Source organism: Phytohabitans sp. LZ39 (genome assembly GCF_059359075.1).
This window is the reverse complement of record NZ_JCADBM010000011.1, coordinates 187,389-211,621: the sequence shown is the minus strand read 5'-3', so window position 1 is coordinate 211,621 and position 24,233 is coordinate 187,389. Positions and strand designations below refer to the sequence as shown.

General features: G+C 72.6%; 19 protein-coding genes and 1 pseudogene. 7 read left to right on the top strand and 13 right to left on the bottom strand.

Annotation, left to right across the window (positions count from 1 at the left end; all coding sequences use genetic code 11):
• The first annotated feature begins 5 nt into the window (after nt 1-5).
• Together AC5L36_RS22345 and AC5L36_RS22340 are read left to right on the top strand one after the other, a co-directional pair.
• Entirely contained in the window at nt 6-2,165 is a 2,160-nt protein-coding gene (locus AC5L36_RS22345; protein ID WP_441218613.1) for a glycoside hydrolase domain-containing protein, read from the top strand.
• A gap of 11 nt (nt 2,166-2,176) precedes the next feature.
• Nucleotides 2,177-2,821 (top strand): hypothetical protein, encoded by a 645-nt coding sequence (locus AC5L36_RS22340; RefSeq protein ID WP_441218611.1) that lies wholly within the window; start codon nt 2,177-2,179, stop codon nt 2,819-2,821.
• Here AC5L36_RS22340 and AC5L36_RS22335 read toward each other — a convergent pair.
• Both AC5L36_RS22335 and AC5L36_RS22330 read right to left on the bottom strand, forming a co-directional pair.
• Nucleotides 2,804-3,796, bottom strand: a complete 993-nt coding sequence (locus tag AC5L36_RS22335) for an ArsR/SmtB family transcription factor (RefSeq protein ID WP_441218609.1) — start codon at nt 3,794-3,796, stop codon at nt 2,804-2,806. The two genes, AC5L36_RS22340 and AC5L36_RS22335, sit on opposite strands and share 18 nt — an antisense overlap.
• A gap of 91 nt (nt 3,797-3,887) precedes the next feature.
• Nucleotides 3,888-4,343 (bottom strand): DUF2690 domain-containing protein, encoded by a 456-nt coding sequence (locus AC5L36_RS22330; RefSeq protein ID WP_441218607.1) that lies wholly within the window; start codon nt 4,341-4,343, stop codon nt 3,888-3,890.
• 257 nt (nt 4,344-4,600) lie between these two features.
• Between AC5L36_RS22330 and AC5L36_RS22325 the strand changes: the two genes are divergently transcribed.
• Entirely contained in the window at nt 4,601-5,776 is a 1,176-nt protein-coding gene (locus tag AC5L36_RS22325; RefSeq protein WP_441218605.1) for a cellulose binding domain-containing protein, read from the top strand.
• Nucleotides 5,777-5,956: 180 nt separating this feature from the next.
• On the opposite strand, the gene AC5L36_RS22320 is transcribed toward AC5L36_RS22325, so the two are convergent.
• From AC5L36_RS22320 to AC5L36_RS22295, 6 genes are all read right to left on the bottom strand, one after another.
• On the bottom strand, nt 5,957-6,190 hold the full coding sequence (locus tag AC5L36_RS22320; RefSeq protein WP_441218603.1) for a helix-turn-helix domain-containing protein: 234 nt from the start codon (nt 6,188-6,190) through the stop codon (nt 5,957-5,959).
• A complete protein-coding gene (locus AC5L36_RS22315; RefSeq protein ID WP_441218601.1) occupies nt 6,190-6,783 on the bottom strand; it encodes a DUF2975 domain-containing protein in 594 nt (197 codons plus the stop codon). Before AC5L36_RS22315 ends, AC5L36_RS22320 begins: the two co-directional genes overlap by 1 nt.
• Nucleotides 6,784-6,834: 51 nt before the next feature.
• A complete protein-coding gene (locus AC5L36_RS22310; RefSeq protein ID WP_441218599.1) occupies nt 6,835-8,364 on the bottom strand; it encodes an alpha/beta hydrolase in 1,530 nt (509 codons plus the stop codon).
• Between the two features lie 245 nt (nt 8,365-8,609).
• On the bottom strand, nt 8,610-9,263 hold the full coding sequence (locus tag AC5L36_RS22305; RefSeq protein ID WP_441218597.1) for a response regulator: 654 nt from the start codon (nt 9,261-9,263) through the stop codon (nt 8,610-8,612).
• Between the two features lie 7 nt (nt 9,264-9,270).
• Nucleotides 9,271-11,982, bottom strand: coding sequence for a sensor histidine kinase (locus AC5L36_RS22300; RefSeq protein ID WP_441218595.1), 2,712 nt, complete (start codon nt 11,980-11,982; stop codon nt 9,271-9,273).
• Entirely contained in the window at nt 11,983-12,891 is a 909-nt protein-coding gene (locus AC5L36_RS22295; RefSeq protein ID WP_441218593.1) for an NADP-dependent oxidoreductase, read from the bottom strand. It lies immediately after the preceding gene.
• A gap of 72 nt (nt 12,892-12,963) precedes the next feature.
• Here AC5L36_RS22295 and AC5L36_RS22290 point away from each other — a divergent pair, with 72 nt between their 5' ends.
• From AC5L36_RS22290 to AC5L36_RS22275, 4 genes are all read left to right on the top strand, one after another.
• Nucleotides 12,964-13,557, top strand: coding sequence for a nucleotidyltransferase domain-containing protein (locus AC5L36_RS22290; protein WP_441218591.1), 594 nt, complete (start codon nt 12,964-12,966; stop codon nt 13,555-13,557).
• A 72-nt stretch (nt 13,558-13,629) separates the two neighbouring features.
• Nucleotides 13,630-14,643: a LacI family DNA-binding transcriptional regulator gene (locus tag AC5L36_RS22285; protein ID WP_441218590.1), complete on the top strand. Its 1,014-nt coding sequence runs from the start codon at nt 13,630-13,632 to the stop codon at nt 14,641-14,643.
• Nucleotides 14,644-14,735: 92 nt separating this feature from the next.
• Nucleotides 14,736-16,409, top strand: a complete 1,674-nt coding sequence (locus AC5L36_RS22280; RefSeq protein WP_441218588.1) for a sodium:solute symporter family protein — start codon at nt 14,736-14,738, stop codon at nt 16,407-16,409.
• A 10-nt stretch (nt 16,410-16,419) separates the two neighbouring features.
• Nucleotides 16,420-16,734 carry a hypothetical protein gene (locus AC5L36_RS22275; RefSeq protein ID WP_441218586.1) on the top strand — a complete coding sequence of 105 codons (315 nt, stop codon included), beginning with the start codon at nt 16,420-16,422 and terminating at the stop codon, nt 16,732-16,734.
• A 950-nt stretch (nt 16,735-17,684) separates the two neighbouring features.
• Here AC5L36_RS22275 and AC5L36_RS22270 read toward each other — a convergent pair.
• The 5 genes and pseudogenes from AC5L36_RS22270 to AC5L36_RS22250 form a co-directional block, all read right to left on the bottom strand.
• Nucleotides 17,685-18,505: pseudogene (locus tag AC5L36_RS22270) on the bottom strand (transposase family protein).
• A gap of 53 nt (nt 18,506-18,558) precedes the next feature.
• Entirely contained in the window at nt 18,559-19,911 is a 1,353-nt protein-coding gene (locus AC5L36_RS22265; RefSeq protein WP_441218584.1) for a WD40 repeat domain-containing protein, read from the bottom strand.
• Complete coding sequence (locus AC5L36_RS22260) at nt 19,901-20,617, bottom strand: SigE family RNA polymerase sigma factor (protein WP_441218582.1); 717 nt, start codon at nt 20,615-20,617, stop codon at nt 19,901-19,903. The genes AC5L36_RS22265 and AC5L36_RS22260 overlap by 11 nt, the downstream gene beginning before the upstream one ends.
• Nucleotides 20,618-20,868: 251 nt before the next feature.
• Nucleotides 20,869-23,373, bottom strand: coding sequence for an ATP-dependent Clp protease ATP-binding subunit (locus AC5L36_RS22255; protein ID WP_441218580.1), 2,505 nt, complete (start codon nt 23,371-23,373; stop codon nt 20,869-20,871).
• 75 nt (nt 23,374-23,448) lie between these two features.
• Complete coding sequence (locus tag AC5L36_RS22250; protein WP_441218578.1) at nt 23,449-24,201, bottom strand: glycoside hydrolase family 16 protein; 753 nt, start codon at nt 24,199-24,201, stop codon at nt 23,449-23,451.
• Nucleotides 24,202-24,233: the final 32 nt, after the last annotated feature.

Sequence of the window (24,233 nt, the reverse complement as noted above, 5' to 3'; positions counted from 1 at the left end):
GCACCATGCCCGTGACGATCCACAAGCGTGTCACCTGGTCGGAGTACGTCGACCCGATGCACCGGGTGCACGCCGCCTCGGACCCCGTGCCCAGCGCCAACCCCTGGAACCCGACCGTCGGCGTGTTCATCCACCACCGTGGCCCGGCACCGCTCGGCGGCGGCGACTACGTCACGGAGGAGGACTGCCTGGAGGACATCGCCAACGTCTACATGGACCACGTGTCCGACGACGAGTTCAACGGCGACGTCGCCTACAACTTCTTCGTCTGCCAGCACGGCAACATCTACGAGGGCCGGGGCTACGAGCGGGGCGAGGCGAACTCACCGGGCTACGTCGGTGAGGTCGGCCGCAACACCGGGTTCTACTCCATCTGCGCGCTGATGCAGACCAACCACACCGCCAACGAGCCGCTGCTGCGCACGTTCCGGGCGCTCATCCAGCACCTGCGGACCGAGGCGCCGCGCCCGACCGGGCTGCGGATCCTGCCGCACTCCTTCGAGAACCCCGCGACGGTGTGCCCGGGAAACATGCTGATGTACGCCAAGGAGGGCTCGACGATCGACCCCGCCGCGCCCTGGATCGGGGTCGGCGACCTGCACGTCTACAAGGCGCAGCGCTGGGTGAACTCCACCTACGCCGGCGTCGCGCCGGGATACGTCTGGTGCCCGGAGAACGGGCGCACCGGCTGGTCCACGGTGCTCTCCTTCACCCAGGGGCTCCAGCACGAGCTGGGCATCTCGCCGACCGTGCAGAACTTCGGGCCGGGCACGTTCAACGCGGTCAAGGCCCGCAACAAGCTGCCCAACCAGGAGACCAACGGCAACCTGATCCGGCTGTACAACGGCGCGCTGTTCGCCAAGGGCTACTGGGCGTCGGTCGACCAGGGCCAGTGGACCGGCGACTCGCAGGAGTCCTTGGAGACGTTGTACGGCCACGCCGGCCTCTCCTACGCGGACGCGACGATGCGGCAGAAGATGTGGCCGCACATCGTCAAGGCGCTGATGCGGATGGACCAGTTCCGCCTCGTGCCCGGCGCCGACCCGGAGATCCAGAAGATCCAACGCCGCCTGAACGTCCGCTACGTCGCCAGCGTCGGCATCCCCGCGATGAGCCTGGTGCCCTGCGACGGCATCTACTCCCGCGACGTCCAGCAAGGCCTGATGATGGGGCTCCAGTACGAGCTGGGCCTGGACGTCAACGCCATCAACGGCAACTTCGGGCCGGGCACCCAGGCCGGGCTGCGGGGGCGGGGCTCCGGCACGCTCACCGGCGACCTGCGCTACATCTTCCGGTCGGCGTGCTACTTCAACTCGCCGACGTACGTGCGCGAGGGCAACATCTACACGCCGCTGAGCTACCTGGCCAGCGACATCGGCACCGACGTCGGCACCGGCACCCACATCGGCTGGGTGCGCGCCTTCCAGGACTTCTCGCAGATTCCGATCACGGGCACCAACGACTACACCACCTGGGCGCAGCTGCTGGTCTCCTCCGGCGACACGACCCGGCCCGCCACCGGCTGCGACTGCATCACCGAGATCACCGCCACGCGCGGCGCCCAGCTGTACGCCGCCGGCTACCGGATCGTGGGCCGGTACCTCGACGAGCACCTCCCGCCGACCGACCCGTACTACCTCGGCAAGGCGCTGAAGCCCGGCGAACCGCAGACCATCCTCAACGCCGGCCTGCGCTTCTTCCCGCTCTTCCAGTACAACGGCCGGCAGCTCGCCAACTTCACCTTCGACAAGGGGTACGACCAGGGCACGAAGGCGCACCAGAAGGCCGTCGAGCACCGCATCCCGCCGGGCACCTGCATCTACTTCGGTGTCGACTACGACGCGATGGACGCCGAGATCGACAGCAACGTCAAGCCGTACTTCCAGGGCGTCAAGGCCGCGCTCGCCGAGCTGGGCAACCGGTACACCTTCGGCACGTACGGCTCCCGCAACGTGTGCAGCCGCATCGCGGAGGAGGTCGGCGCCCGCTGGTCGCTGGTCTCCGGCATGTCATGGGGCTTCTCCGGCAACCTCGGCTTCCCGATGCCGGAGAACTGGGCGTTCAACCAGATCCGGGAGTTCGAGTTCCAGCCCGGCTGGGGCCTTGACCACGACGTCTGGCGGCAGGGCGCCGACCCCGGCGTGTCCACCCTCGTCACCGCTTAGTGAGGTCATGAATGATCAGCCGACGCACTCTTCTCAGCGCCACCGCCGGTGCCGGCGCACTCGCTCTCGTGCCCGCCGCGGCGGCCCACGCCGCCCCGGCCGGAAGCACCTCCGCCAACGGCTGGCGGATCGACCCGGCCGCCATCGCCAGGTACCGGATCGAAGGTTCCATGGCCTCGGTGGCCCTGCGCAAGGGCGTCGTGGCGGCGGTGCTGTTGCACGTCGCGCGCCGCTGGCACTACGAGATCGCGCCGCTGGACACGGGGGAGGGCGGCGGGGTCGCCGGCTACACCGCGAAGCGCGCCGTGCGGGCGACCTACGAGTCCAACTACTTCTCCGGCACGGCCGTCGCGCTGCACCCCACCGCGTACCCGGTGGGCGGCAGCGAGGGGCTGTGGCCGTACCACGAGGTGATCGTGCGGGACATCCTCGTCGACTGCGAGGGCACGGTGGTGTGGGGCGGTGACCTGACGCCGGCGAAGGCGTCGCACTTCCAGATCGCCGCCCGCCCCGGGGACCGGACGCTGGCGCGTGTCGCCGGGCGGCTCGACACCAGCAGCCAGGCCGTGTTCACCGCCCAGACGGCGGGCAACGTGGCCGACCCGGCGACGCCCGAGCGCCGGGAGAAGGCCCGGAAGCTACCCCGCCCGCGCTGACGGGGGAGCGGGCGCGGCGCCCAGCAGCGCCGCGCCCAGCGGGGTGATCGTGTGCAACACCGCCTTGCCGGCCCGGCTGCTGTGGATCAGCCGGGCCTCGCGCAGCACCGCGGTGTGCTGGCTGATCGAGGCCACGCTCACGCCAACGTGGCGGGCCAGCTCCGACGTGGTGCGCCCCTCGCCGATCGACTCCAGCACCGACGTGCGGGTCTGCCCGATCAGGGCGGTCAGGTCGGTGTCCGCGGCGCGCCGGCCCAGGCCGAGCCGGACCTCGTTTTCCACCGGGTAGACCAGCACCGGCGGCAGCGTGGGATCGCGCAGGACGTCGGGTGAGTCCCACGACAAGTACGACGGCACGAGCAGCAGGCCGCGGCCGGCCAGGTGCAGCGACTGCTCGTACCGCACGTCGATCTCCAGCACCGGGGGCCGCCAGCGCATCATCGGCCGGTAGCTGTGCAGCAGGCCCTCGCAGCCCTCCTCCAGCAGGATCCGCGCGCGCCGGGACCGGTCGGCCTCCACGGCGGCCCGTGCCTCCGGCCAGATCGGCTCGACCACCGCCGCATGGTGCGAGCGGATCGCCCCGGCGAGGCGCTCCAGCGTCTCCCGGTCGCCCTCGGCGAGCCGGCGCATCCAGGCCGGCGTCGGGCGGCCGAGCCGGGCCAGCGCGGACATGTCGGTGCGCAGCCGGGACACCGGCGTGGAGAGCACCGCGTCGAGCCCGGCCGGGAGCCCGTGCCGGCCCTCGGCCGGGGTCAGGAAGTCGGGATAGTAGCCGAACTGCACGAGCGGGAGCAGCAGCTCGAGGTCGGCCCGCCGGCTGGCCCGCAGCGCGTGTGCCCGCCACCGCCCGAACACCGGCGCGGGTCCCGGGCGGCGCAGGCGAAACAGGCTGAACACCGTCTCCCACAAGGGATCCGGACTGCCGGCGACCCGGACCCGGCCAATGTCGTCCGGCGTGAAGTAGATGCGGATCACGTCGGCCCCCCGTCGACGCCCAGCTATCTCGCGCGCACTGACGTGAGTGTATGTGTACGGCGCCCAGACCCGGCAGTCGTCCGAAAGGCCATCACCACCAGGAAGTGCACTCGAACACGTCGTAGTCGTTCCAATCCGGACCTTCGTACCCGTACCCGTAGCAGGCCCGCAGCGTGCGGGTCCAGCGCGCCATCGGGGTCCACTCCTGGGAGCTGTGGCCGATCGGGTGCGTGTAGAAAATCTGGCCGTCGTTGGACTGGAGGAACGTCGTCGTGCCGTACCGCGCGTTGCCCGGCTGCGTGTGGCGGGTCCAGGCCCCGCCGCAGGCGCCGGAGAAGCGCAGCTCGACGCGGATGCCCGTCTTGGCCGCGGTGAACTCGCGCACCGGCTCCGCCCCCGTGCACCCGTTAGTCTGGGGGTTGACCCCGTCGCACCCGTAGCACTGCGCGAGCGCGGGCGGCGCGGCCACGACCGGCGCCACGGCGCCGATCATCACGACCATCGCCAGGTACGCGACGGCCCGCCGTCTTACCCCGGTCAGGACCATGATTCCCTCCGATACGCCTGGTGGTTACCTCAGCGCGGACAGCATCGCGATCCGTGAATACGGAGGACAAGACGTTTAAACCGAGGCCGAAGTGTCGGACCCGGCTGCCAGACTGGCGCGGTGACGTGGTCACCGGGCTCGGCGGCACCGGGGTGGCGCACCCGGTCGGCAGCGCTCCGTCTCCTCCGACCAGAGCGTTCTAGTGAAGCTCAAGGGGCGACCTTGACGGGTGTCGATGGGTGACGCATTGTCGGAGGATGCGAGGCCTGCGCTCCACTGTGGTCACCCGTCGTCTGCTGCCGGCTCTGCTGGCCGCGACCCTGCTGCCGGCGGCGGCGTTCGCGGCGCTGGTCGTCGCGATGCCGGGGGCGAGCGCGACGTCGCGGGCGGCGGCCGCCATGGACACCTGGCTGCCCAGCGGCAGCATCCTGCCGCCGGTCTCGCCGACGGCCTCGTCGCCCACGCCGAGCCTGCCGCCGATCTCGCCGTTTCCACCGGGCCCGCCGTCCAACCTGACGGCCACCGCGGTGACGACCGGGTCGGTGACGCTGAGCTGGACCGCCTCGACGCGCGGCTGCTGCCCTATCGCCGGCTACGAGATCACGTACTACCAGGCGTTCAACGACATCGTCTGGATTCAGCAGGTCGGCAACGTGACGACAGCGACGGTCACCGCGAGCATCACGCGCACGAAGCAGTACACGTTCTCGGTGCTGGCGCGGGACGACATGGGCCGCCGCTCGGCGACGTCGAACACGGTCACCGTCGTCACGCCCAACACCGACACCGGCGACACCGTCCCGCCGTCCGCGCCGGGTGGCCTGACCGCCGTCAGCGCGCCCACCGGCTCGACCGCCCAGCTCAACTGGACCGCGTCGACCGACAACGTGGGCGTGACCGGGTACGACGTGTACAGCTTCGACGGGCTCTTCAACTCGCGGCTCGTCGCCACCGTCACGGGCACCACGCACACGGTGCCGCTCTCGGTGGGGCGCAACGTCTTCTACGTGCGGGCGCGGGACGCGGCGGGCAACCTGTCGGCCGCGTCCAACAGCGTCAACGTGGCGGGCTTCCCGAACACCTCGACGAGCCCGCCGGTGACTCCGGGGGCGTGCACGGTCACGTACACCAACCAGTCACAGTGGACCGGCGGCTTCGTGGCCTCGGTGACGATCCGCAACGCCAGCACGTCGCTGGCGATCAACGGGTGGACGCTGACGTTCACGTTCCCCGGCGACCAGCGGATCACGTCCGCGTGGAGCACCCGGGCGACGCAGACCGGCGCGCTCGTCACCGCGCAGCATCAGGACTGGAACGGGAACATCCCGGTCGGCGGCAGTGTCACGTTCGGCATGCAGGGGACGTGGACGGGTAGCAACGCCGCGCCGGGCGCGTTCACCCTCAACGGCACCGGGTGCGTGGTCACCGCCTGAGGCGTGTGCCTGTCACGGCACCGTGCGGACGCCTCCAACATGGACGGTGGCCGACGTCGTCGCCGCACCCGGGTGCGGCAGTCCGCGTAGACGCGGCCCCGCGTTGCGCTCCTGCCGCACGACGCCGCCGTCGTCGGAGGCGGTGGTCGGGTCAGCCCGGCCCGGCGCGCGAACCTCTACTCAGCGGCGGGGCGCCGGGCGGATCTTGAGCAGGTCGCCGGGCTGGCAGTCGAGCGCCTCGCAGAGCGCGGTCAGCGTGCTGAAGCGGATCGCGCGGGCCCGGCCGTTCTTGAGGATCGACAGGTTGGCGAGCGTGATGCCGACCTGGGCGGAGAGCTCGGTCAGGCTCATGCCGCGGTCGGCGAGCAGCTTGTCGAGATGTACCTCGACGCGGTGGTCCTCCTCGGGCGGCATCAGATCACGCCGTCGAGCTCGACCCGCATGCGCAGGCCGCGGCTGACCACCTCGGCGATCGCCAGGAACGCGACGCCGACCAGCCACCAGCCGCTCCACACGAAACCGCCGGCCGCTCCGTCGACGATCGGGCCGACGAGGGCCTTGAACGCCAGCGCCTCCACCACGTCCGCGGCGATGCCGCCGATGATGACGGTGGCGCCGAGCTGGCGCAGCAGCCGCACGTTGCCGGCGGTGAAGGGGTCGCCCCGGCGGGCCTGGCGGACGATCCGCACCAGCAGGAGCAGCATCGCGGCGACCACGCACTTGGTGGGCAGCGACGTGCCCACGTGCAACAGGGACTGGGTCGCGGTGGGCTCCTCGACCAGCGCCCGCACGTGGGCGGACGCGTCGACGCTCATCCCGTCGGGCAGGCGGTCGGGCCCCGCGAGCCGGCCGGCCTGGTCGAGCGGCACCCACACGGTGAACTGGGCGCTGGGTGCCGTGACGACCTGGACCACCGCCGCCACGCCGACGAAGAGCAGCCCGGCCACCAGGCCGATCCACAGCAGGCCCAGCCAGTGCAGCCGGGCCACGCGTTGCTGGATGGTCATACGGGACACCTCCCTTATCGATAGTCGATAAGGGAGGCGGCCGCTGTCAAGTCACCGGGGCGGGTCGGCCGACTTCCACGCCGGCAGGGGGAGCGGCCGGTCGAGCAGGAACGCGCGCACCAGGCCTTCGTACAACACGGGCTTGTCGCTGGCGACCGCGTGGCCGGCGCCCTTCACGTACACCAGCGTGGACTCGGGGAGCGTGCGCTTGTAGTCGTAGGTCACGGCCCACTTCTTGTAGTCGCCCTCCGCGCGCACCACCAGCGCGGGCACGTGTACCGCGCGCAGGGCCGGCCGCGGGTCCGCGACCGTCTCGGCGTCCGTGCTGGTGAACTGGTTGACCCAGAAGCCGGGCGCGTTGGCCGGCGGGGTCAGCGGGGGAGCGCCGGGGTACTGCGCGGCCGGCGCGGCGGTCTCCAGGATCTGGCGCAGCATCTGGTCCGCCTCGGCGTCGGTGAGCAGCGCGTGCGCGGCGCGCGGATTCAGGCCCTGGAGCAGGGTGGCGGCGAGGAACCGGGGCCGGTAGGCCAGCGCGTCGATCTCGTCCTCCTGCGCCGGCGTCAGCTTGTCCCAGATGTCACCGGTCTTCCCGTCCGGAAACGCGCCCTCCCACAGCGCGCCCGGCGACGTGAACACCACGCGGGCCACCCGGTCGGGATGGGCGGCGAGGTAGTACGCGGCCAGCGTGGCACCCCACGACGCGCCCATCAGGATCACCCGCTCCGCGCCGATCGCCTGGCGCACCGCATCGAGGTCGGCGACGTGGCGGGCGACGGTGTACCCCTCGGGGTCCGCGAGCCGGGTGGAGCGGCCGGCGCCGAGCTGGTCGTACTCGTACACGTCGAACCCGTCCGCCGCCAGCGCCCGGTCCATGCCGTCGATGCCGTCGCCCGGCGTGCCCGGTCCACCGTGGAGGACGATGACCGGCGTGGGGCGGCGGGTGCCGCGGGCGGGCTCCATCGCGTACGCGAGGCGGGAGCCGGTCGGCAGGTCCCAGTAGCGGGTGCCGGCCGGCGCGGGTGCGGCGGTGCCGGTGGGCAGCGGCCGAAAGACGGTCACGGTGGCGAGGCCGGCGGTGGCGAGAGCGAGGACCCCCGCGAGCACGGCCGCCGCCCGGGCCGCTCGCGCTCGCCGCCGCGCGGTGCTCCCGCGGTCCGCGCCGCCCGACACGGTGGTCGGGCCGCCCGCCGCCCAGGTCCGGACGGTCGCGGCGGTCATCCCGGTCGGGCCGGTCGTCGTGGTCGGGCCGGTCGTTGTGCTCGGGACGGTCGCGGCGGTCGTCGCGGCCGCGCGCCGAGCGGCCGTCGTCGTGGTCGGGGTGGTCGCGCGTCGTCCGGCCGTCGTCGTGGTCGGGGTGGTCGGGACGGTCGCGCGCCGTCCGGCCAGGAGGGCGAAGGCCGGCCACGCGACCAGGAACGCGATCCCGGTCAGCGCGACCAGGCCGGCCGCGGCGAGGAGCGGGATCGCGGAGGTGGCGAGCGCGGTGCCGAGGAAGGCGAGGGCGCCGGCACCGAGGGCGAGCGGGGGCGCGAGGAGCAGCAGCGTGACGCCGGCGGTGCGGCGGAGGAAGGTGCGAACCATGCCTCAAACGCTATGCGGACAAAGTGGACTTTCCGTCGTGCCGCAGAACGGTTGTGCGACCCCCGCCGGCACCCGTCGCGCGGGGTGCGACCCCCGCCTCACGGCGGGGGCCAGCCGGGCTCGTCGACAGCGCGAGCACCGCGCGGCCCATGGTCATCGCTCGCGCCGAAAGAGATCGTGGTACTTCAGGCCCCCCATAGGGGGTCTCAAGTACCACGATCTTTTCGAGGGTCGCGACACGCGGGCTACCGCATGCCGGGGCGGATCAGCCCGGTCTCGTAGGCGGCGATCGTGGCCTGCACCCGGTCGCGGACGCCCAGCTTGCCGAGGATGACCGCGACGTGGTCCTTCACCGTGGCGGGGCTGATGCCGAGGGCGGCCGCCGCCTCCACGTTGGACAGTCCACGCGCGACCTGGCGGAGCACGTCGGTCTCGCGCGGGGTGAGCGAGGCGAGCCGGTCCGCGTCACCCGGGCCGGGGCCCGCCGCGAACTGGTCGATCAGCCGCCGCGTCACGCCCGGGTCGAGCAGCGCGTCGCCGCCGGCCACCACGCGAACCGCGTCGACGACGCGCTCGGGGTCGGCGTCCTTGAGCACGAAACCGGCGGCGCCGGCACGTAACGCCGCGAAGACGTACTCGTCGAGGCCGAACGTGGTCAGCACCACCACCCGCGTCTGTGGCACCTCGGCGGTGATGCGCGCGGTGGCGGTGAGGCCGTCGATGCCGGGCATGCGGATGTCGAGCACGGCGACGTCCGGCCGGAGCGCGACCGCCTGGGCCACGGCGGCCTCCCCGTCGGCGCTCTGCCCGACCACCTCGATGTCCGGCTCGGCCGCGAGCACGGCCGCGATGCCGGCGCGCACCATGGCCTGGTCGTCGGCCACCATCACACGGATCATGGCCCCATCATCCCGGCAGCCACACGGTCGCCGCGCCCGGCGTCGCCCCGGTGACCGCGCCACCGGCCGCGTCGGCCAAGTCGCGGACCCGCCGCTCGTCCACCGGCTCGTCCTCCGCTGCCAGCCCCCGGGTCGTCTCGGGCAGGCCGTCCGCGCGAGAGGGCGGGATGGGGTCCGCCTGGATGGGCCAGGTCGCGGCCAGGCGCACGCCGTCGGGCAGGTAGGTGACCGCGAGGGTGCCCTCGGCCCGGACCAGGGCATCGGCCAGCCGGTAGCCGGCGACCTCGATCTCGGCGGGCAATGCGCGGCGGGTGCCGGTGTAGCGCACCATGGCCCGGCGCCGGGCGGCGAGCACCGCGGCGCCGGCCAGGGTGGGTGGGGGCTCGTCGCCGCCGTCGCCGTCGGCGTGGAGGTCGGTCAGCAGGTCGCGCATCGCGGCGAGGCCGGCTCGGGCTTCGGCCAGCACCTCCGGGAGGTGGCCGGCCTCCGCGGCGACCACGGTGGCCGCCGTGTGCCGGCGGGCGGTGGCGCGTAGGCCGGCGGCGATCCGGGAACGCTCGGCTCGCGCGGCCGCCGCGGCGTCGCCCTCCACCGCCTCGCGTCTGCGTCCGCGCCGGCGTCGGCGGGCGCGCGTCCACACGCCGGCCGCCCAGGCCAGCGTTACGGGGCCGGCCAGCAGGACCGTGAAGATGGCCCAGCCGGCGACGACGTCGCCGGTCAGGCCGCTGACCATCACGAAGGCGTCTACGGCGGCGATGGCGAGCGGGGCCGGCCAGCCACGTCCTCGCCCCGCAGCCGGCGCCGCCTCCCGCCGGGCGCGGTCGATTCGCCGCGCGCCCCGCGCCGCCTTCCGCCGGGCGCGGTCGGGGCGTTGCGCGCGGCCGCGGCCGGCTGGCTGCCGGTAGGCGCCGACCGAGTAGGCGAGCACGAACTGCGCCCACAGCGTGTAGCCGAGCAGGTCGGTGCCCTCGGTCGGGGTCCAGCCGGCGCGTTCGGCGCCGAGCCAGGCGAGGAGTGCGGCGAGGTTGGCCAGGACGGCGCGCATCGGCGCCACCCGCCGCCAGCGCAGGGGAGCGGCGAAGAGCACGAGGAAGAGCAGCAGCAGCGCGGTGCCCGGGGTGGCGCGGCCGAGCGGGTCGGGCTGGTTGCCGGGCAGGAAGCCGGCGCCGACCGGCAGTGCCACCGCCAGCACGGTCAGCGCCCAGTCGAGCGCCGCCGGGCCGCGCCACTCCGGCCGCCGCCCGCCGGGCGGAGCGCCGATCGGCAGCACGGCCCGCACCCGCCACCCGCGCGCACCATCGGGACCGGCCGACAGCGGGCCGCCTGACAGTGGGCCGCCTGACACCGGGCCGCCTGACAGTGGGCCGCCTGACACCGGGCCGCCTGACAGTGGGCCGCCTGACAGCGGGCCGGCCGAAAGCGTGCCGCCCGACCGCGTGCCGGCCGCCGATTCTGTAAGCGGAGGCGCGCCGTCCGGGCCGGCCGATTGCGTGCCGGCCGCCGGCTTCGTGAGCGAGGGCGTGTCATCGGGGCCGGCCCACAACGTGCCGCCGGCGGCCTCGACGAGCGTGCGGAGGCCGGCGAGGCCTGAGCCGCTGCCGAGGTCGGGCGCGGTGGCCGTGCCACCACCGTCCACAACGGACACCACGAGCTCGCCGGCGGCTGCCTCCAGGGCTACGGTGACCGGGGCGCCGGCGGCGTAGCGGGCGGTGTTGGTCAGGGCCTCGCGGACCACGCGGTAGGCGACCGCCGCCGCCTCGGGGGGCACAGGTCTGTCCGGGCGCGTGTAGGTCACCTCGGGGCGCTCGGCGACCAGCCGCTCGATGCCCTCCAGCCCGCCGGCCCCGGCGATGCCTTCCAGCCCGGCCCCGGCGATGCCCTCCAGGCCGGCGCCGGCGTCCGCGGTGGTCCGGTCCGCTGCTCCCGGGGCCGCACCTGGCCGCCGTTTGTCGCGCGCGGCGCCCTCCTCCTCGATCTGGCCCTCGGCGGCGGCCGGGTCGATGCCGTCCGTGGAGATGTCGGCCAGGCGGTCGAGCTCCGTGAGGGCCTGGCGGCCGGCGTCGACGGCGTGGCGGGTGGCCTCGGCGGCCAGGGCGGGATCGTCGAGGCGGGCGGCGGCGGCCGTCGAGACCACGATGGCGGTCAGCCGGTGGGCGGCCACGTCGTGCAGCTCGGCCGCGAGCCGCCGCCGCTCGGCCGCCGCGGCGTGGCGGGCCATGCCCGCCGATTCGGCCTCGAACACGGCGACGGCCGCGCGGCCCGCGTGGCGGCGGCGCCGCGATCTGCCCGCGACCCAGATCACGGTCAGGGCGGCGAGGACGATCAGCCCGTACCCGATGACGACGCGGACCGATGTGTCGCGGAGGGCGACGGTGGCGGTGAGGGCGAGGAGGGTGGCGGCGGCGCCGGCGGCGGCGATGCCGGCCGTGCGCACGGCGGCGAGGGTGAAGAGCGCGACGCCCGCCGCGACGAACCCGAAGGGTGCCGACCAGCCCAGCCCCGCGCCCAGCGGCACGGCGGCGGCGAGGGTGGCGGCGAGCGCCGGGCCGGGCGCGGTGTGCCGCCACGCGAGCGCGCCGCAGGCGACCGTGGTGCCGAGCAGCGCCAGCACCACGGCGGCCGGGCGCACCGGCTCGTCGAGGAGCGCGGGGACCACCGGCCACCAGGCGAGCTGGGCCACCGCCAGGGCGGCGGGCGGCCACCAGACGCGAGCCGCCATCTACGGCACGAGGATGGTCTTGCCGTGCAGCAGCCCGGCCTCGGCGTCGTAGTGCACCTGGCGCAGCTCGGTGAGCGGGCGGGTGTCGGCGATGTCGACCCGCACGGTGCCGGCGTCGACGAGCGCGACGAGAGCGGCGAGGTCGGCGGTGTCGTTGCGCGCGACGAAGTATCCGGCGCGCACGCCGGCCGGCGCGGCCACCGGGCCGGTCACCGAGACCACCACGCCGCCGGGCCGCACCAGCGCCGCCGCCTCCTCGGCCGGGGCGGCCACCAGGTGGAGCAGCACGTCGACCGGCTCGTCGAGCGCGGCGGCGAGGGGTGTGGCGGTGTAGTCGACGATCTGGTCGGCGCCCTGCCGCCGGACCACGTCGGCGCTGCGCGGGCTGGCGGTGGCGATCACGAACGCCCCGGCGTGCTTGGCGAGCTGCACCGCGAACCCGCCCACCCCGCCGCCCGCGCCGTTGACCAGCACGCGCTGCCCCGGCTCGACGCGCGCGTGCTCGCGCACCGCCTGCCACGCGGTGACCCCGGCGATCGGGAGCGCGGCGGCGTGCGCGAGCGGGATGGTGGTGGGCGCGGCGACGAGCTCGCGGGCGCGGGCCGTCATGTACTCGGCGGCCGCACCGCCCCGGTCGACCCGCCCGACGACCCGGTCGCCGGGCGCGGGCGCGCTTACCCCCTCGCCGGCCGCCACCACCGTGCCGGAGACCTCGCCGCCGAGCGTCCACGGCAGGTCGAGCTCCATCAGCGGCCGCATCAGGCCGCGCCGCCACCCGATGTCGGAGGGGTTGAACGAGGTCGCGGCGACCTCGACGAGCACCTCACCCGCGCCGGGCGAGGGGCGCGGGATGTCCTCGACGCGGATGTTGGGCGCGCCGCCGTAGCGGTGGATTCGGATGGCTCGCACCCGAGGAACGGTACGGCCGCACGCCCGCCGACGCCACGAGCTGATACGCCGTTAGTGGCGCATCATTGGCGGATGACGCCGGACATCGACGCGTGGGCGGGCTGGCACCCGCGGGTGCTGGCGGCGCGGATGGACGGCTTCGCCGCACCCTGGTACGTGGCCGGCGGCTGGGCGGTCGACCTCTTCCTCGGCGAGCAAACCCGCCCCCACGAAGACCTGGAGATCGCGGTGCCGGCGGGCGACTTCACAGCCGTGGCGGAGCGCTTCCCCGAGTGCGGTTTCGCCGTGCCGCGCGACGGGGCGGTGTGGCCACTGTCCGATGAGGAGCTGCGGCGCGGCCACCAGACGTGGGCGTGGGAGCGGGCGGCGGGCGTGTGGCGGTTCGACGTCTTCCGCGAGGAGCGCGACGGCGACGGGTGGGTCTGCCGCCGCGACGCGCGCATCCGCCTGCCGTACGCCGAGGTGATCCGGCACGACCCGGACGGCATCCCGTACCTGGCGCCGGAGATCGTGCTGCTCTTCAAGGCCAAGGGCGCCCGCGACAAGGACGTGGCCGACCTGGAGCGGGTGCTGCCGCGGCTCGGCGGCGAGCGGCGGCGGTGGCTGGCGGACACGCTCGCGCTCGTACATCCGGGGCATCCCTGGGCGGGGCTCGCCGGCGGCTAGGCTGCACCTCAGAAATCGCCAGTGGGTACGCGACACTGTCCGCATACGTATGTAGAACGCGAGGGGCCGCCGATGACCCGGGCACCGACCAGCAAAGACGTCGCCAGGGTCGCCGGCGTCTCCCAGCCCACCGTCTCCCGGGCGCTGGCCGGCCACCCGCACGTCTCGGCGGCCACCCGCGACCGGGTGCGCAAGGCGGCCGAGGAGCTCGGGTACGTGCCGCAGGAGTCCGGCCGCGTCCTGCGCAGCCGCCGCACCCGGCGGGTCGCGGTCGTCTCCAGCCCGGACGATCTGCTCAACCCGCTTCACCCCCAGCTGATCGTGCCGCTGTACGACGCGCTCGCCGCAGCTGGCTACCGCACCACGCTCCTGGCCGAGACCGAGGACGCCGAGGTGCTCGCCCAGGTGGCCGACGGCTCGGTGGACGGCGTGTTGCTCGCCGCGACCCACATCGGCCCGGCCGTCGCCCGCCACCTGGCCGCGAGCGGCGTCCCGCACGTGCTGGTCGACCGGCTCGCGCCCGAGGCCGGGCACGCGACCTGCGTGGCCGACAACAGGCAGGGCGCGGCCGACATCGCCGCCCTCGTGGCCGGGCTGGGCCACACCGAGGTCGCGCTGGTGCTCGGCCCGCGCCGGCTGAGCACGAGCCTCGACCGGGAGACCGGCTTTCGCGGCGTGCTCGCGGCCGAGCCGGCGGTGCGCACCCGGGTGCTGCGCGGCGGGTACGACCACGACCACGCCACCGGCGTCGCCGCCGCGCGCACCCTGCTCAAGGCGGCCCGCCGCCCCACCGCGATCCTCTGCGCCAGCGACACGATCGCGCTGGGCGTGCTGCACGAGGCCCGGTCACGCGGCGTGGACGTGCCGGGCGAGCTGACCGTCACCGGCTTCGGCGACGTGCCGATGGCGGGGTGGGAGCCGTACGCGCTGACCACCGTCCGCCACGACGCCGCCCGGATGGCCGCCGAGGCGGTGCGGCTGCTGCTCGCCCAGCTCGACTCCACTCCGGACACCGCGGCGGCCGAGTCGGTCGTCCTCCACCCCGACGTGGTACTCCGCGACACGCACGCCCCTCCGCCCGCCTGACTCGCCCATTTCCGCCCCGCGATGATTTTTTTTCCTGTTTCGTGGGTACGTGGCGGTCGTTGCCACCGGTCACGAGCGGAGGAGACGGGCCCGTGGAAGACGCCTTGCGGATCGACGCCAGCTGGATCGACTACGTGCTGGTGGCCGTCTACTTCGCCGTGGTGTTGATGATCGGCCTCGCCGCCCGCCGCCGGATCTCGGACAGCCTCGACTTCTTCCTCGCCGGCCGCTCGCTGCCGGCCTGGATCACCGGCCTGGCGTTCATCTCCGCCAACCTCGGCGCGGTCGAGATCATCGGCATGTCCGCGAACGGCGCCCAGTACGGCATGCCGACCATGCACTACTACTGGATCGGCGCGGTGCCCGCGATGCTCTTCCTGGGCGTCGTGATGATGCCCTTCTACTACGGGTCGAAGGTGCGCAGCGTGCCCGAGTTCATGCTGCGGCGCTTCGGCACCGGCGCCCACCTGGTCAACGCGCTCAGCTTCGCGCTCGCCCAGGTGCTGATCGCGGGCATCAACCTCTTCCTGCTGGCCAGCGTCGTCAACAGCCTGCTCGGGTGGCCGCTGTGGGTGGCGCTGATCATCGCCGCGGTGATCGTGCTCAGCTACATCACGCTCGGCGGGCTCTCCGCGGCCATCTACAACGAGGTCCTCCAGTTCTTCGTGATCGTGGCCGCGCTGCTCCCGCTCACCCTCATCGGCCTGCACCGCGTCGGCGGCGTCAACGGCCTGATCGACAAGATCACCGACGCGCCGGGCGGCGGCGCCGAGCAGCTCAGCTCGTGGCCCGGCAACGACCTGGCCGGCTTCAGCAACTCGTTCCTGTCGGTGCTCGGCATCGTCTTCGGCCTCGGCTTCGTGCTCTCCTTCGGCTACTGGACCACCAACTTCGTCGAGGTGCAGCGCGCGATGGCCACCCACAGCATGTCCGCCGCCCGCAGCACGCCGATCATCGGGTCGTTCCCGAAGATGTTCATCCCATTCGTGGTGGTCATCCCCGGCATGATCGCCGGCGTGCTGGTCGCCGAGACCGCCGCGCTCAAGGCCGGCGGCGACGGCGGCGGCACCACGTACAACGACGCGATCCTGTTGCTCATCCGCGACGTGCTGCCCAACGGCCTGCTCGGCGTCGCGCTGGCCGGCCTGCTCGCCGCGTTCATGGCCGGCATGGCGGCCAACGTCTCCGCCTTCAACACCGTCTTCAGCTACGACCTGTGGCAGCGGTACGTGAAGAAGGACCGCCCCGACGACTACTACCTGCGGGTGGGCCGCCTGGCCACGGTGGGCGCGACGGTCCTGGCGATCGGCACCGCGTTCATCGCGTCCGGCTACGAGAACCTGATGAACTACCTTCAGACGCTCTTCGGGTTCTTCAACGCGCCGCTGTTCGCCACGTTCATCCTCGGCATGTTCTGGAAGCGGATGACCCCGACCGCCGGCTGGGTCGGCCTGGTGTCGGGCACCGCCGCCGCGGTCACCGTGTGGGGCCTCAACGAAGGCGGCGTCTACAACCTGCCCGGCCAGGGCGCCGCGTTCGTGGCGGCGGGCGCCGCCTTCGTGGTCGACGTGGTGGTCAGCGTGCTAGTCAGCCGGGCCACCGCGCCGAAGCCCGCGTCCGAGCTCAAGGGCCTGGTCTACTCCGAGACGCCCAAGGAGCAGCGCACCGACCCGATGGCAAGCCGGCTGCCCTGGTACCGCTCGCCGGTCAAGCTCGCCGGCATCTCACTCGTGCTCGTGATCGCCCTGAACGTCGTCTTCCGCTAGGAGTCCCGTCATGTCCAACACCTCCGGCACCGGCGGCCGCCCCGCGGCCCCGCACCGCGCGGGCATCTCCGACGTGCGCACCGTGATCGGGCTGCTGGTCGGCTTCTACGGCGTCGTCCTGGTCATCATGGGCATCGTCGCCGAGTCCGCCGAAGACCGCGCCAAGACCGGCGACGTGAACGCCAACCTGTGGGCCGGCCTGGCCATGCTGATCTTCGGCGTCCTGTTCGTCCTGTGGGCCTGGCTCCGCCCGGTCATCGTCGACCCCGACGAGACCGAACCCCCGCCGGACGACAATCCACCGCCGGTCGGCGGTGCGGGTTGACCACGATCACATTCCATCGAGCTACCACGACGTCCGCGGTGGTCCGGACCGTCGCTCCCGCGGCCTCACCCTCCGCCGTTGGTCACGGCGCCCATGGCGCCTCCGGCGGCCTGCGGGGATGATGTGTTCGCCGTCGACCTTGTTGGCCCTTTCGCCGTCCTGAATTCACGTTATTGTGCGTATCCCAACTATTGGCATGTCGGACACCGCAGTCGCCAAACAAATTTGGCATGATCGATCGTCGGTCGGGGCAGCAACTCCCCGGGCGGCCGCGAGATAATTGGTGCATGCGGCAGCTTCAACTATTCACGTCGGCCGCGCTCGCCGAAATGCGTGACCGTACCAAGTCGCGTAACTATTCTCCGGCGTGTGAGGAGTTTCGTCGCGAGCACAAACGCCACCGCGACTGGGGACTGGCCCAGCGCCATGGTGAGCGCATGCGTCGCCTGCGCAACAGCTCTCGTGCGACCCCGGCGGCAGGCCCGCACGAGAGCCGTCCACCGGAGCCAACTCGGCCCGTGGCCTCGGCTTCAGCGGCTGCCCCGCAGCGACACCCGGCACACGCGGCCGAGCGGGGTCAGCCTGCCCACGCCGCCGGGCAGGGCGATGGTCGCGGCCATACCGAGCCGTCCCAGCGGCCGATACCCGCGCCGGGTGAACACTCACCGGCGAGATCGCCGCTCCACTCATCATCGTCCGTATCCGGCCGAACTGCTTCTGCCCGTCGACCTGGGCCGCATTTCGTGCCGCGCCAACATTGCCGGCCGACCGGCTTTGCAGTTGCTGTCGCGTCGAGATTTGCTATTCATTGTCCAGACATTTCGTTCAGGCGGCGTTCGACTGAACGTGCGACGTTAGCCCGGACGCGCAGTCCGCCCGTAGTAGCAGCGGTCTGTACCCAGTCGCACAGCTTATCGAGCCATTCCGGGCAACGCGTTGACTACTGAAGGTCATGTGGTGCGGGCATGGTCAATGTGGAGGATGACGAGGGCCGCAGCGACGATCTTCCCGATCTGCCATGGATCCAGGCTGACGTTGCGTAGCGCCTTGAACGTCATCTTCAGCAGCGAGTTGCCGCGCTCGCCGATTGCCCGGATGCTGTTGTGGGCCTTGTTCAGCTGCTGCTGCAGTTTGGTGAGGCGACCGCCTTTGGGTTTCTTGAACGCCACGGTGATCGTGTCGGACTCGCCCTCGTAGCCCAGATCACCCAGCGTGCGTAGTGCATCGGCCGCCACGGCGAGGTGGGCAGGATTTCGGTGTGGGTGCGTAGTGCGGTGGTGTCGTGTTCCCGGCCTGGGCGTACATCCGAGGTCCAGATCGGCCAGCCGTCCGGGACGGTGATCACCTGAATGTTGCCGCCGTGGTTGTCATGCTTACCCGACCACCACAGGTCGACACCCGGTGTGGGGCCTGGGGTGCGGCAGCGGTCGGTCTCCACCAGCATGCCGTCGATGTTGACGTGGCTGTACCCGGCGGCCTTCGCGGCCAGTAGTGCCCCGTGCAGGCCCGGTGCCCTCGCAGCGAGTACGTCGATGCCTTCGTGCAGGTAGTCGTAGCCGGTCGATTTGCCGATCGCGTTGTCCTGGGCCAGTTGGCTCATCCGGGTACCGTCCAGGAACCACCGCAAGACGAGCACCGCCTGGTTATGACAGGACAACGCGCGGGTACCGGCGCGGGTGCCCCGGCGTGCTCGTTCGTGGGCCAGCAGCTTGGCCAGAACGTCCACCGTCTGGTCGCGTACCGGCAGCTGCGCGGTGTAAGTGATACTCATAGCCGAGGCAGGCCCTTAAGGACATGTTCGGTCTTACGACCACCTGCGGAACCTCAGGACAAGACGTGGACGGAGCCTCGGGACGGACCGGTCGATCTGCGGCGCGATTGAATTCGTCGCGCCACGAGGAAGACCAGGCCGCCGGCGACGAGTACGCCCACTGCGGCAAGCACTCGCAACGACGCCGGCAAGGGACCCCGATCCACACCGGCGTCGCGCACCTCCAGCCGAGGCAGCAGCCCGGTGGCCAGTTGCACGTCGTGGACATGATCGTTGCCCGGCCGCAGCCGCGACAGCGGTTCGGTCGGCGCGCCAGTGGCGGGCACCGCCACGATGGTGTTCGCGGGATCCGCACGGTGCACCAGCAGCCGATCGCCCCGCCAGCCGAGCAGCGTCGTCAGATCGTCCGGGGCACTCGTGGTTGCCGTGCCGCCGCCGGCCAGATCGACAATGGCGAGCCCGTCCGGGAACCCCGCACCGCGCAGGCCGTAGACCGGGGCAGGGGTACCCGGATTCCCCGACTCGCCCATCCGGTAGAGGGCCAGCCGGGTACCGTCCGGTGACCAGGCCGCAGCGCCGGCCAACCGGTGCCGGGCCGGCACCGGCACGGTCCTGTCCACGGTGCCGTCAAGGCGGACGATCCGCAGCTGCCCCGCCAGCTGCACGGCCAGCCGCCCGTCCGGGGCGAACGCCGCGTCGACCGTGCCGCGCTGGCCGGGGATCGTGGTACGGGCACCGCTGGTGAGGTCGAGCAGCACGGGCACGCCATTGCTCGGTTCGTCGAACGTGTCGGGCTGCTCCGGCATGGTTAGGTAGAGCAGCGTGTCGGTGTCCGATGACCAGGCGAGCAGCTGCGGGGCGGCGCCGGTGTCAACGGGGTAACGCCGGGCCGCGCCGGTCACCAGGTCCACCACGGCAATGTCATCGACCCCTCGGACCGCCACCCGGGTGCCGTCCGGAGCCAGCAGCGTCGATGTCCCACGGCCGGTGGTGGCGTCGAGCTCGCGGTACCGGCGCCCATCCGCGCCGACCACGAGCACCCGGCGGTTACGCACGGAGCCGCCGACGGCATAGCTGTAAAGGGCAACCACCGATCCCGGGGGTGCGGCAGAGACGTCCGCGGTGCGGTGCGAGTGCGTGGCGAACGTCCGTGGCAGCACTGCGGCGTTCGCGCCAGCGCCGGTCCGCACGTCTGGGCCGGGCAGGACGGCCGGCAACACTCCAACCCCGGCGACCACGAGCACCACCACAGCGCCGACGAGCGCCGGCAGAGCGCCGCGGGCCGACCGCGGGCGCCGCCAACCTGCCGCGACGCGCAACTCGGCCGGCCCGCGTTCCGGGACGGGAACCGCGTCAGCTAGTTCGCGGATCCCGCGGCGCATCAGCTCGCTCCGATCAGTGCTCATCCAGGTACTCCCTCAGGGCGGCGTGTGCGCGGTGCAGCAGGGACTTGACCGTGCCGGGCCGGCAGCCAAGCGCGTGGGCGATCTCGGCCTCGGTCAGGTCGAGGTAATAGCGCAGGAAGACCGCGGCCCGGTGCCGTGGCCGCAGCCGGCCCAGCGCAGCGCGGACCGCCACCCCGTCCGGCCCGAGCGGGGTGACCGGCTCTGGGCGGCCGTGGACTGAGTGCCTGCGTTCCAAACGCAGCCGCCGCACCCAGGACGTGCACCGGGAGATCACGGCCCGGCGCAGCCAGGCGCCCGGCTCGCGCACGTCGGCGCGGGCGAGCAGGGCAACGAACACCTCTTGGACGATGTCCTCCGCGGCGGGCAAGCTGCCGGTAGTCACATAGGCGAGCCGGACCATCGGGGCGAAATGCTCCGAATACACCGCGTCGAAGTCATCCCGTACGGCTGACCCGGAAAGCACCGTCACATCACACAGGCGCACCACCACCCAGCATGGTTGCACCCACCCTGAGATCAACATCGCGTCCACCCCACGAATCGATCTGAGGCGCGGACGGGATGGGGTGATTGCCTCGTGATTGCCCTGCGAGACCACCGCGTCGTCAATCATTCCCGCGACGCGTTGGCAGGGATCAACGGCCGCAGCCACCTGCCAGAAGTCATCCGGTGTCCAGACATCGCAACGATCGACAACCTCGCCCAACGGCCTCACCGCCGAAACCACCCCAACGTGGCGAGACACCGTTGCACCACCACGCATCCCTGAGTGTCACACCCCTGGGCGACGGCCTACTACGCAGCGTTACCCGTCGTTACGCGGAATGGCTCATTGCGGACGTGAATTCCGCGGCGTTGAGCAGGGAGGTGACGCGCGCCTGCGAGTCGGGGCCAATGCCCATCGCCCGCGTAGCTTCCGGCCCCTGCCTACCCCGACCCTCACGGGCGGTAGCCGAGCTATGCGGTGGGGGCGGTCTCCAGGCGCGGGGTGACCTCGAAGGTGAGCTTTCCCTCGTCCCCGGCGTCCACCTGGATCTCCTGGCCGGGCGAGAGGCGCCCGTCGAGCAGCATCTCGGACAGGCGGTTGTCGACCTCGCGCTGGATGGTGCGGCGCATGGGGCGGGCCCCGTATCGCGGCTCGTAGCCCTGGTCGACCAGCCAGCCGATCGCGCCGCGGGTGAAGTGCGTGGTGATGTCCTGGGCGTGCATGCGGCGGCGGGTCTGCTCCAGCATCAGGTCGGTGATCTCGGCGAGCTGCTCGGCGTCGAGGCGTTGGAATACCACGATCTCGTCGATCCGGTTGAGGAACTCGGGGCGCAGCTCGTCGCGGAGCCGGCGCAGTACGCGGTCGCGGGCGTCCTGGTCGGCGCCACGGGTCTCGCTGCCGAAGCCGAACGCCTGGTCCTGGCCGATGGCCTCCGAGCCGAGGTTGCTGGTCATGATGAGCACGGTGTTCTTGAAGCTGACCGTGCGGCCCTGACTGTCCGTCAGGCGGCCGTCGTCGAGCACCTGGAGCAGCAGGTTGAAGACGTCCGGGTGGGCCTTCTCGATCTCGTCGAGCAGCACCACCGAGTACGGGCGCCGCCGCACCGCCTCGGTCAGCTGGCCGGCCTCCTCGTAGCCGACGTAGCCGGGCGGGGCGCCGACCAGGCGGCTGACCGTGTGGCGTTCCTGGAACTCGCTCATGTCCAGCCGCACCATGCGGTCCTGGTCGCCGAACATCGACTCGGCCAGCGCGCGGGCCAGCTCGGTCTTGCCGACGCCGGTGGGGCCGAGGAAGAGGAAGCTGCCGATCGGGCGGTTGGGGTCGCCGAGGCCGGTGCGGGAGCGGCGGATCGCCTGCGCCACCACGCGCACCGCGTCCTGCTGGCCGACCAGCCGCTCGTGCAGGCGCTGCTCGAGGTTGGCGAGGCGGTGGCGTTCCTCCTCGCTGAGCTGCTGGGCCGGGATGCCGGTGGCGCGGGAGACCACCTCGGCGATGTCGTCGGCGGTCACCTCGGGCACGCCACCCGGACCGCCCTCGGCCTCGGCCATCTGGCGGCGCAGGTCGCTCACCTCGTCGCGGAGCTCGCTGGCCCGCTCGTACTGCTCGTCCGCCACCGCCTGGTCCTTGTCGCGGCAGAGGTGCTCGATTTGGCGTTCCAGCTCGCGGACGTCGGTGGCCGGCGCCCGGCTACGCAGCTGCACGCGCGCGCCGGCCTGGTCGATCAGGTCGATCGCCTTGTCCGGCAGGAACCGGTCGGTGAGGTAGCGGTCGGACAGCTCGGCGGCCGCGACCAGCGCCTCGTCGCCGAAGCGTACGCCGTGGTGCGCCTCGTAACGGTCGCGCAGCCCGCGCAGGATCTCCACGGTGTCCTCGACGCTCGGCTCGGGCACCAGGATCGGCTGGAAGCGCCGCTCCAGCGCGGCGTCCTTCTCCACGTACCGGCGGTACTCGTCGAGCGTGGTCGCGCCCACGACGTGCAGCTCGCCGCGGGCGAGGGAGGGCTTGAGCATGTTGGCCGCGTCGGTGGCGCCCTCGGCCGAACCCGCGCCGACCACCGAGTGGATCTCGTCGATGAAGACGACGAGGTCGTCGGTGTTGGCGCGTACCTCGTCGACGAGGTTCTTGAGCCGCTCCTCGAAGTCGCCGCGGTAGCGGGTGCCGGCCACCAGCCCGGTCAGGTCGAGCTGGACGAGGCGCTTGCCGGCCAGCGTCCGCGGCACGTCGCCGTCCACCATCCGCTGCGCCAGCCCCTCCACGATCGCCGTCTTCCCGACGCCGGCCTCGCCGATCAGGACCGGGTTGTTCTTGGTACGCCGGGCGAGCACCTCCACGCACTGCTCGATCGCCCGCGCCCGCCCCACCACCGGGTCGATCCGCCCGTCGCGGGCGAGCGCGGTGAGGTCTCGCCCGTACCGGTCGACGGTCGGCGTCGGTGTCGGCGTGGCGGCGGGCGCGCCGTTCGGACCCTGGACCTGGCTCTGCGCCGCCTGCCGCAGCGAGTCCGGAGTGACGCCGTGCGCGGACAGCATGCGGCCCGCCTCGGACTCCCGGTTGACCACCAGCGCGAGCAGGATGTGCTCGGGCCCGAGGTAGGAGGCGCCGAGGGTACGCGAGATCTGGTGCGCCTGGAGCAGCGCCCGCTTGGCCGCCGGGGTGAGCGTGGGCGGCTCCCGCCGCGGCTCACCCGGCCGTACGCCGCGCTCGATCTCCGCGGCCAGCGCGCCCGGCTCGGCCCCCGCGCGGGCGAGCAGCTGGCGCAGCGGCTCGCGCTGGCAGATCGCCCACAGCAGGTGCTCGGTGTCCAGGTCGCGGCTGCCCCACTCGCCGGCCTTCTGCGCCGCGCTCTGGATCAGCTCCCGCGCGTCCTGGCTCATCAGGCGCGCCAGGTCGATGCGCCGGCCCTGCTGGCCCTGCTGCGACCCGAAGAACTGCGCGAGAAACTCCTCGAAAGGATCCTGCCCGAACGGGCTCGTCATGTCGGCCACCCCCCGCTGCCGTCGCGTCCCTACCAGGTCGGGCTACCCGGCGAGGATCCCGACAAACGGATTCGGTCAGTCGAGGGGGTGGCCGGTCACGTGGGAGACGACCATCTCGGGGACCGGCGGGGTGGCGTGGGCGGGGTCGCCCTTCGCGGGGAAGTCGAAGACGCCGAGCATCAGCTGCACCGGGTAGTCCGGCGCCTGCCCGACCTCGCGCACGACCTCACCGTCCACTGTGAACACCAGCGAGCCGGGCCGCCAGTCGACCGCGTACGTGTGGAAGTCGGCCACGTCGAGGGCCAGCGGGTCGGCGGAGAAGTCTTCGGTGAGCGACGGGTCGCGGAAGCGGTGCAGGCCCATGCCGACGGCGGCCGTGCCGTCTCCGACCGCGTCGCCGAAGATCTCGGCCACGCAGATCTCGCCGGAGTGCTCGGGGCGGTCTTCGACGCCGGAAAGCCAGAACGCGAACATCGAGCGCTTCGTGACGATACCGCGCATGCGGATCTCGATGTGGCCGTATCGGGGCGTGTAGCCCCAGAACTCGGGCTGCTCCTCGCGCACCGTCAGCCCTTCGCGGAACGGCTGTTGCCCGGTGCGGCCGCCGCTCTGCACGCACGACACGCGCAGCGGCTCGGGGTGGCGGTCGGGGCACCACAGCGGCTGGTCGGGCGGGATGGTCAGGCGCAGCTCGCCGCGGCGTACCGAGTGCGCGGCGCGGCTGGCCGCGCGGGAGCTCCAGTGCGGCAGGTAGTAGGGCAACCACACGTCCGGATCGAGGGCCTCGCCGGCGAAGCGCTCGTCGAGGCTGTGACGTCCGCCGTTCATGCTGGGCACGCTACCGCCGCCGGTGCCGCGCG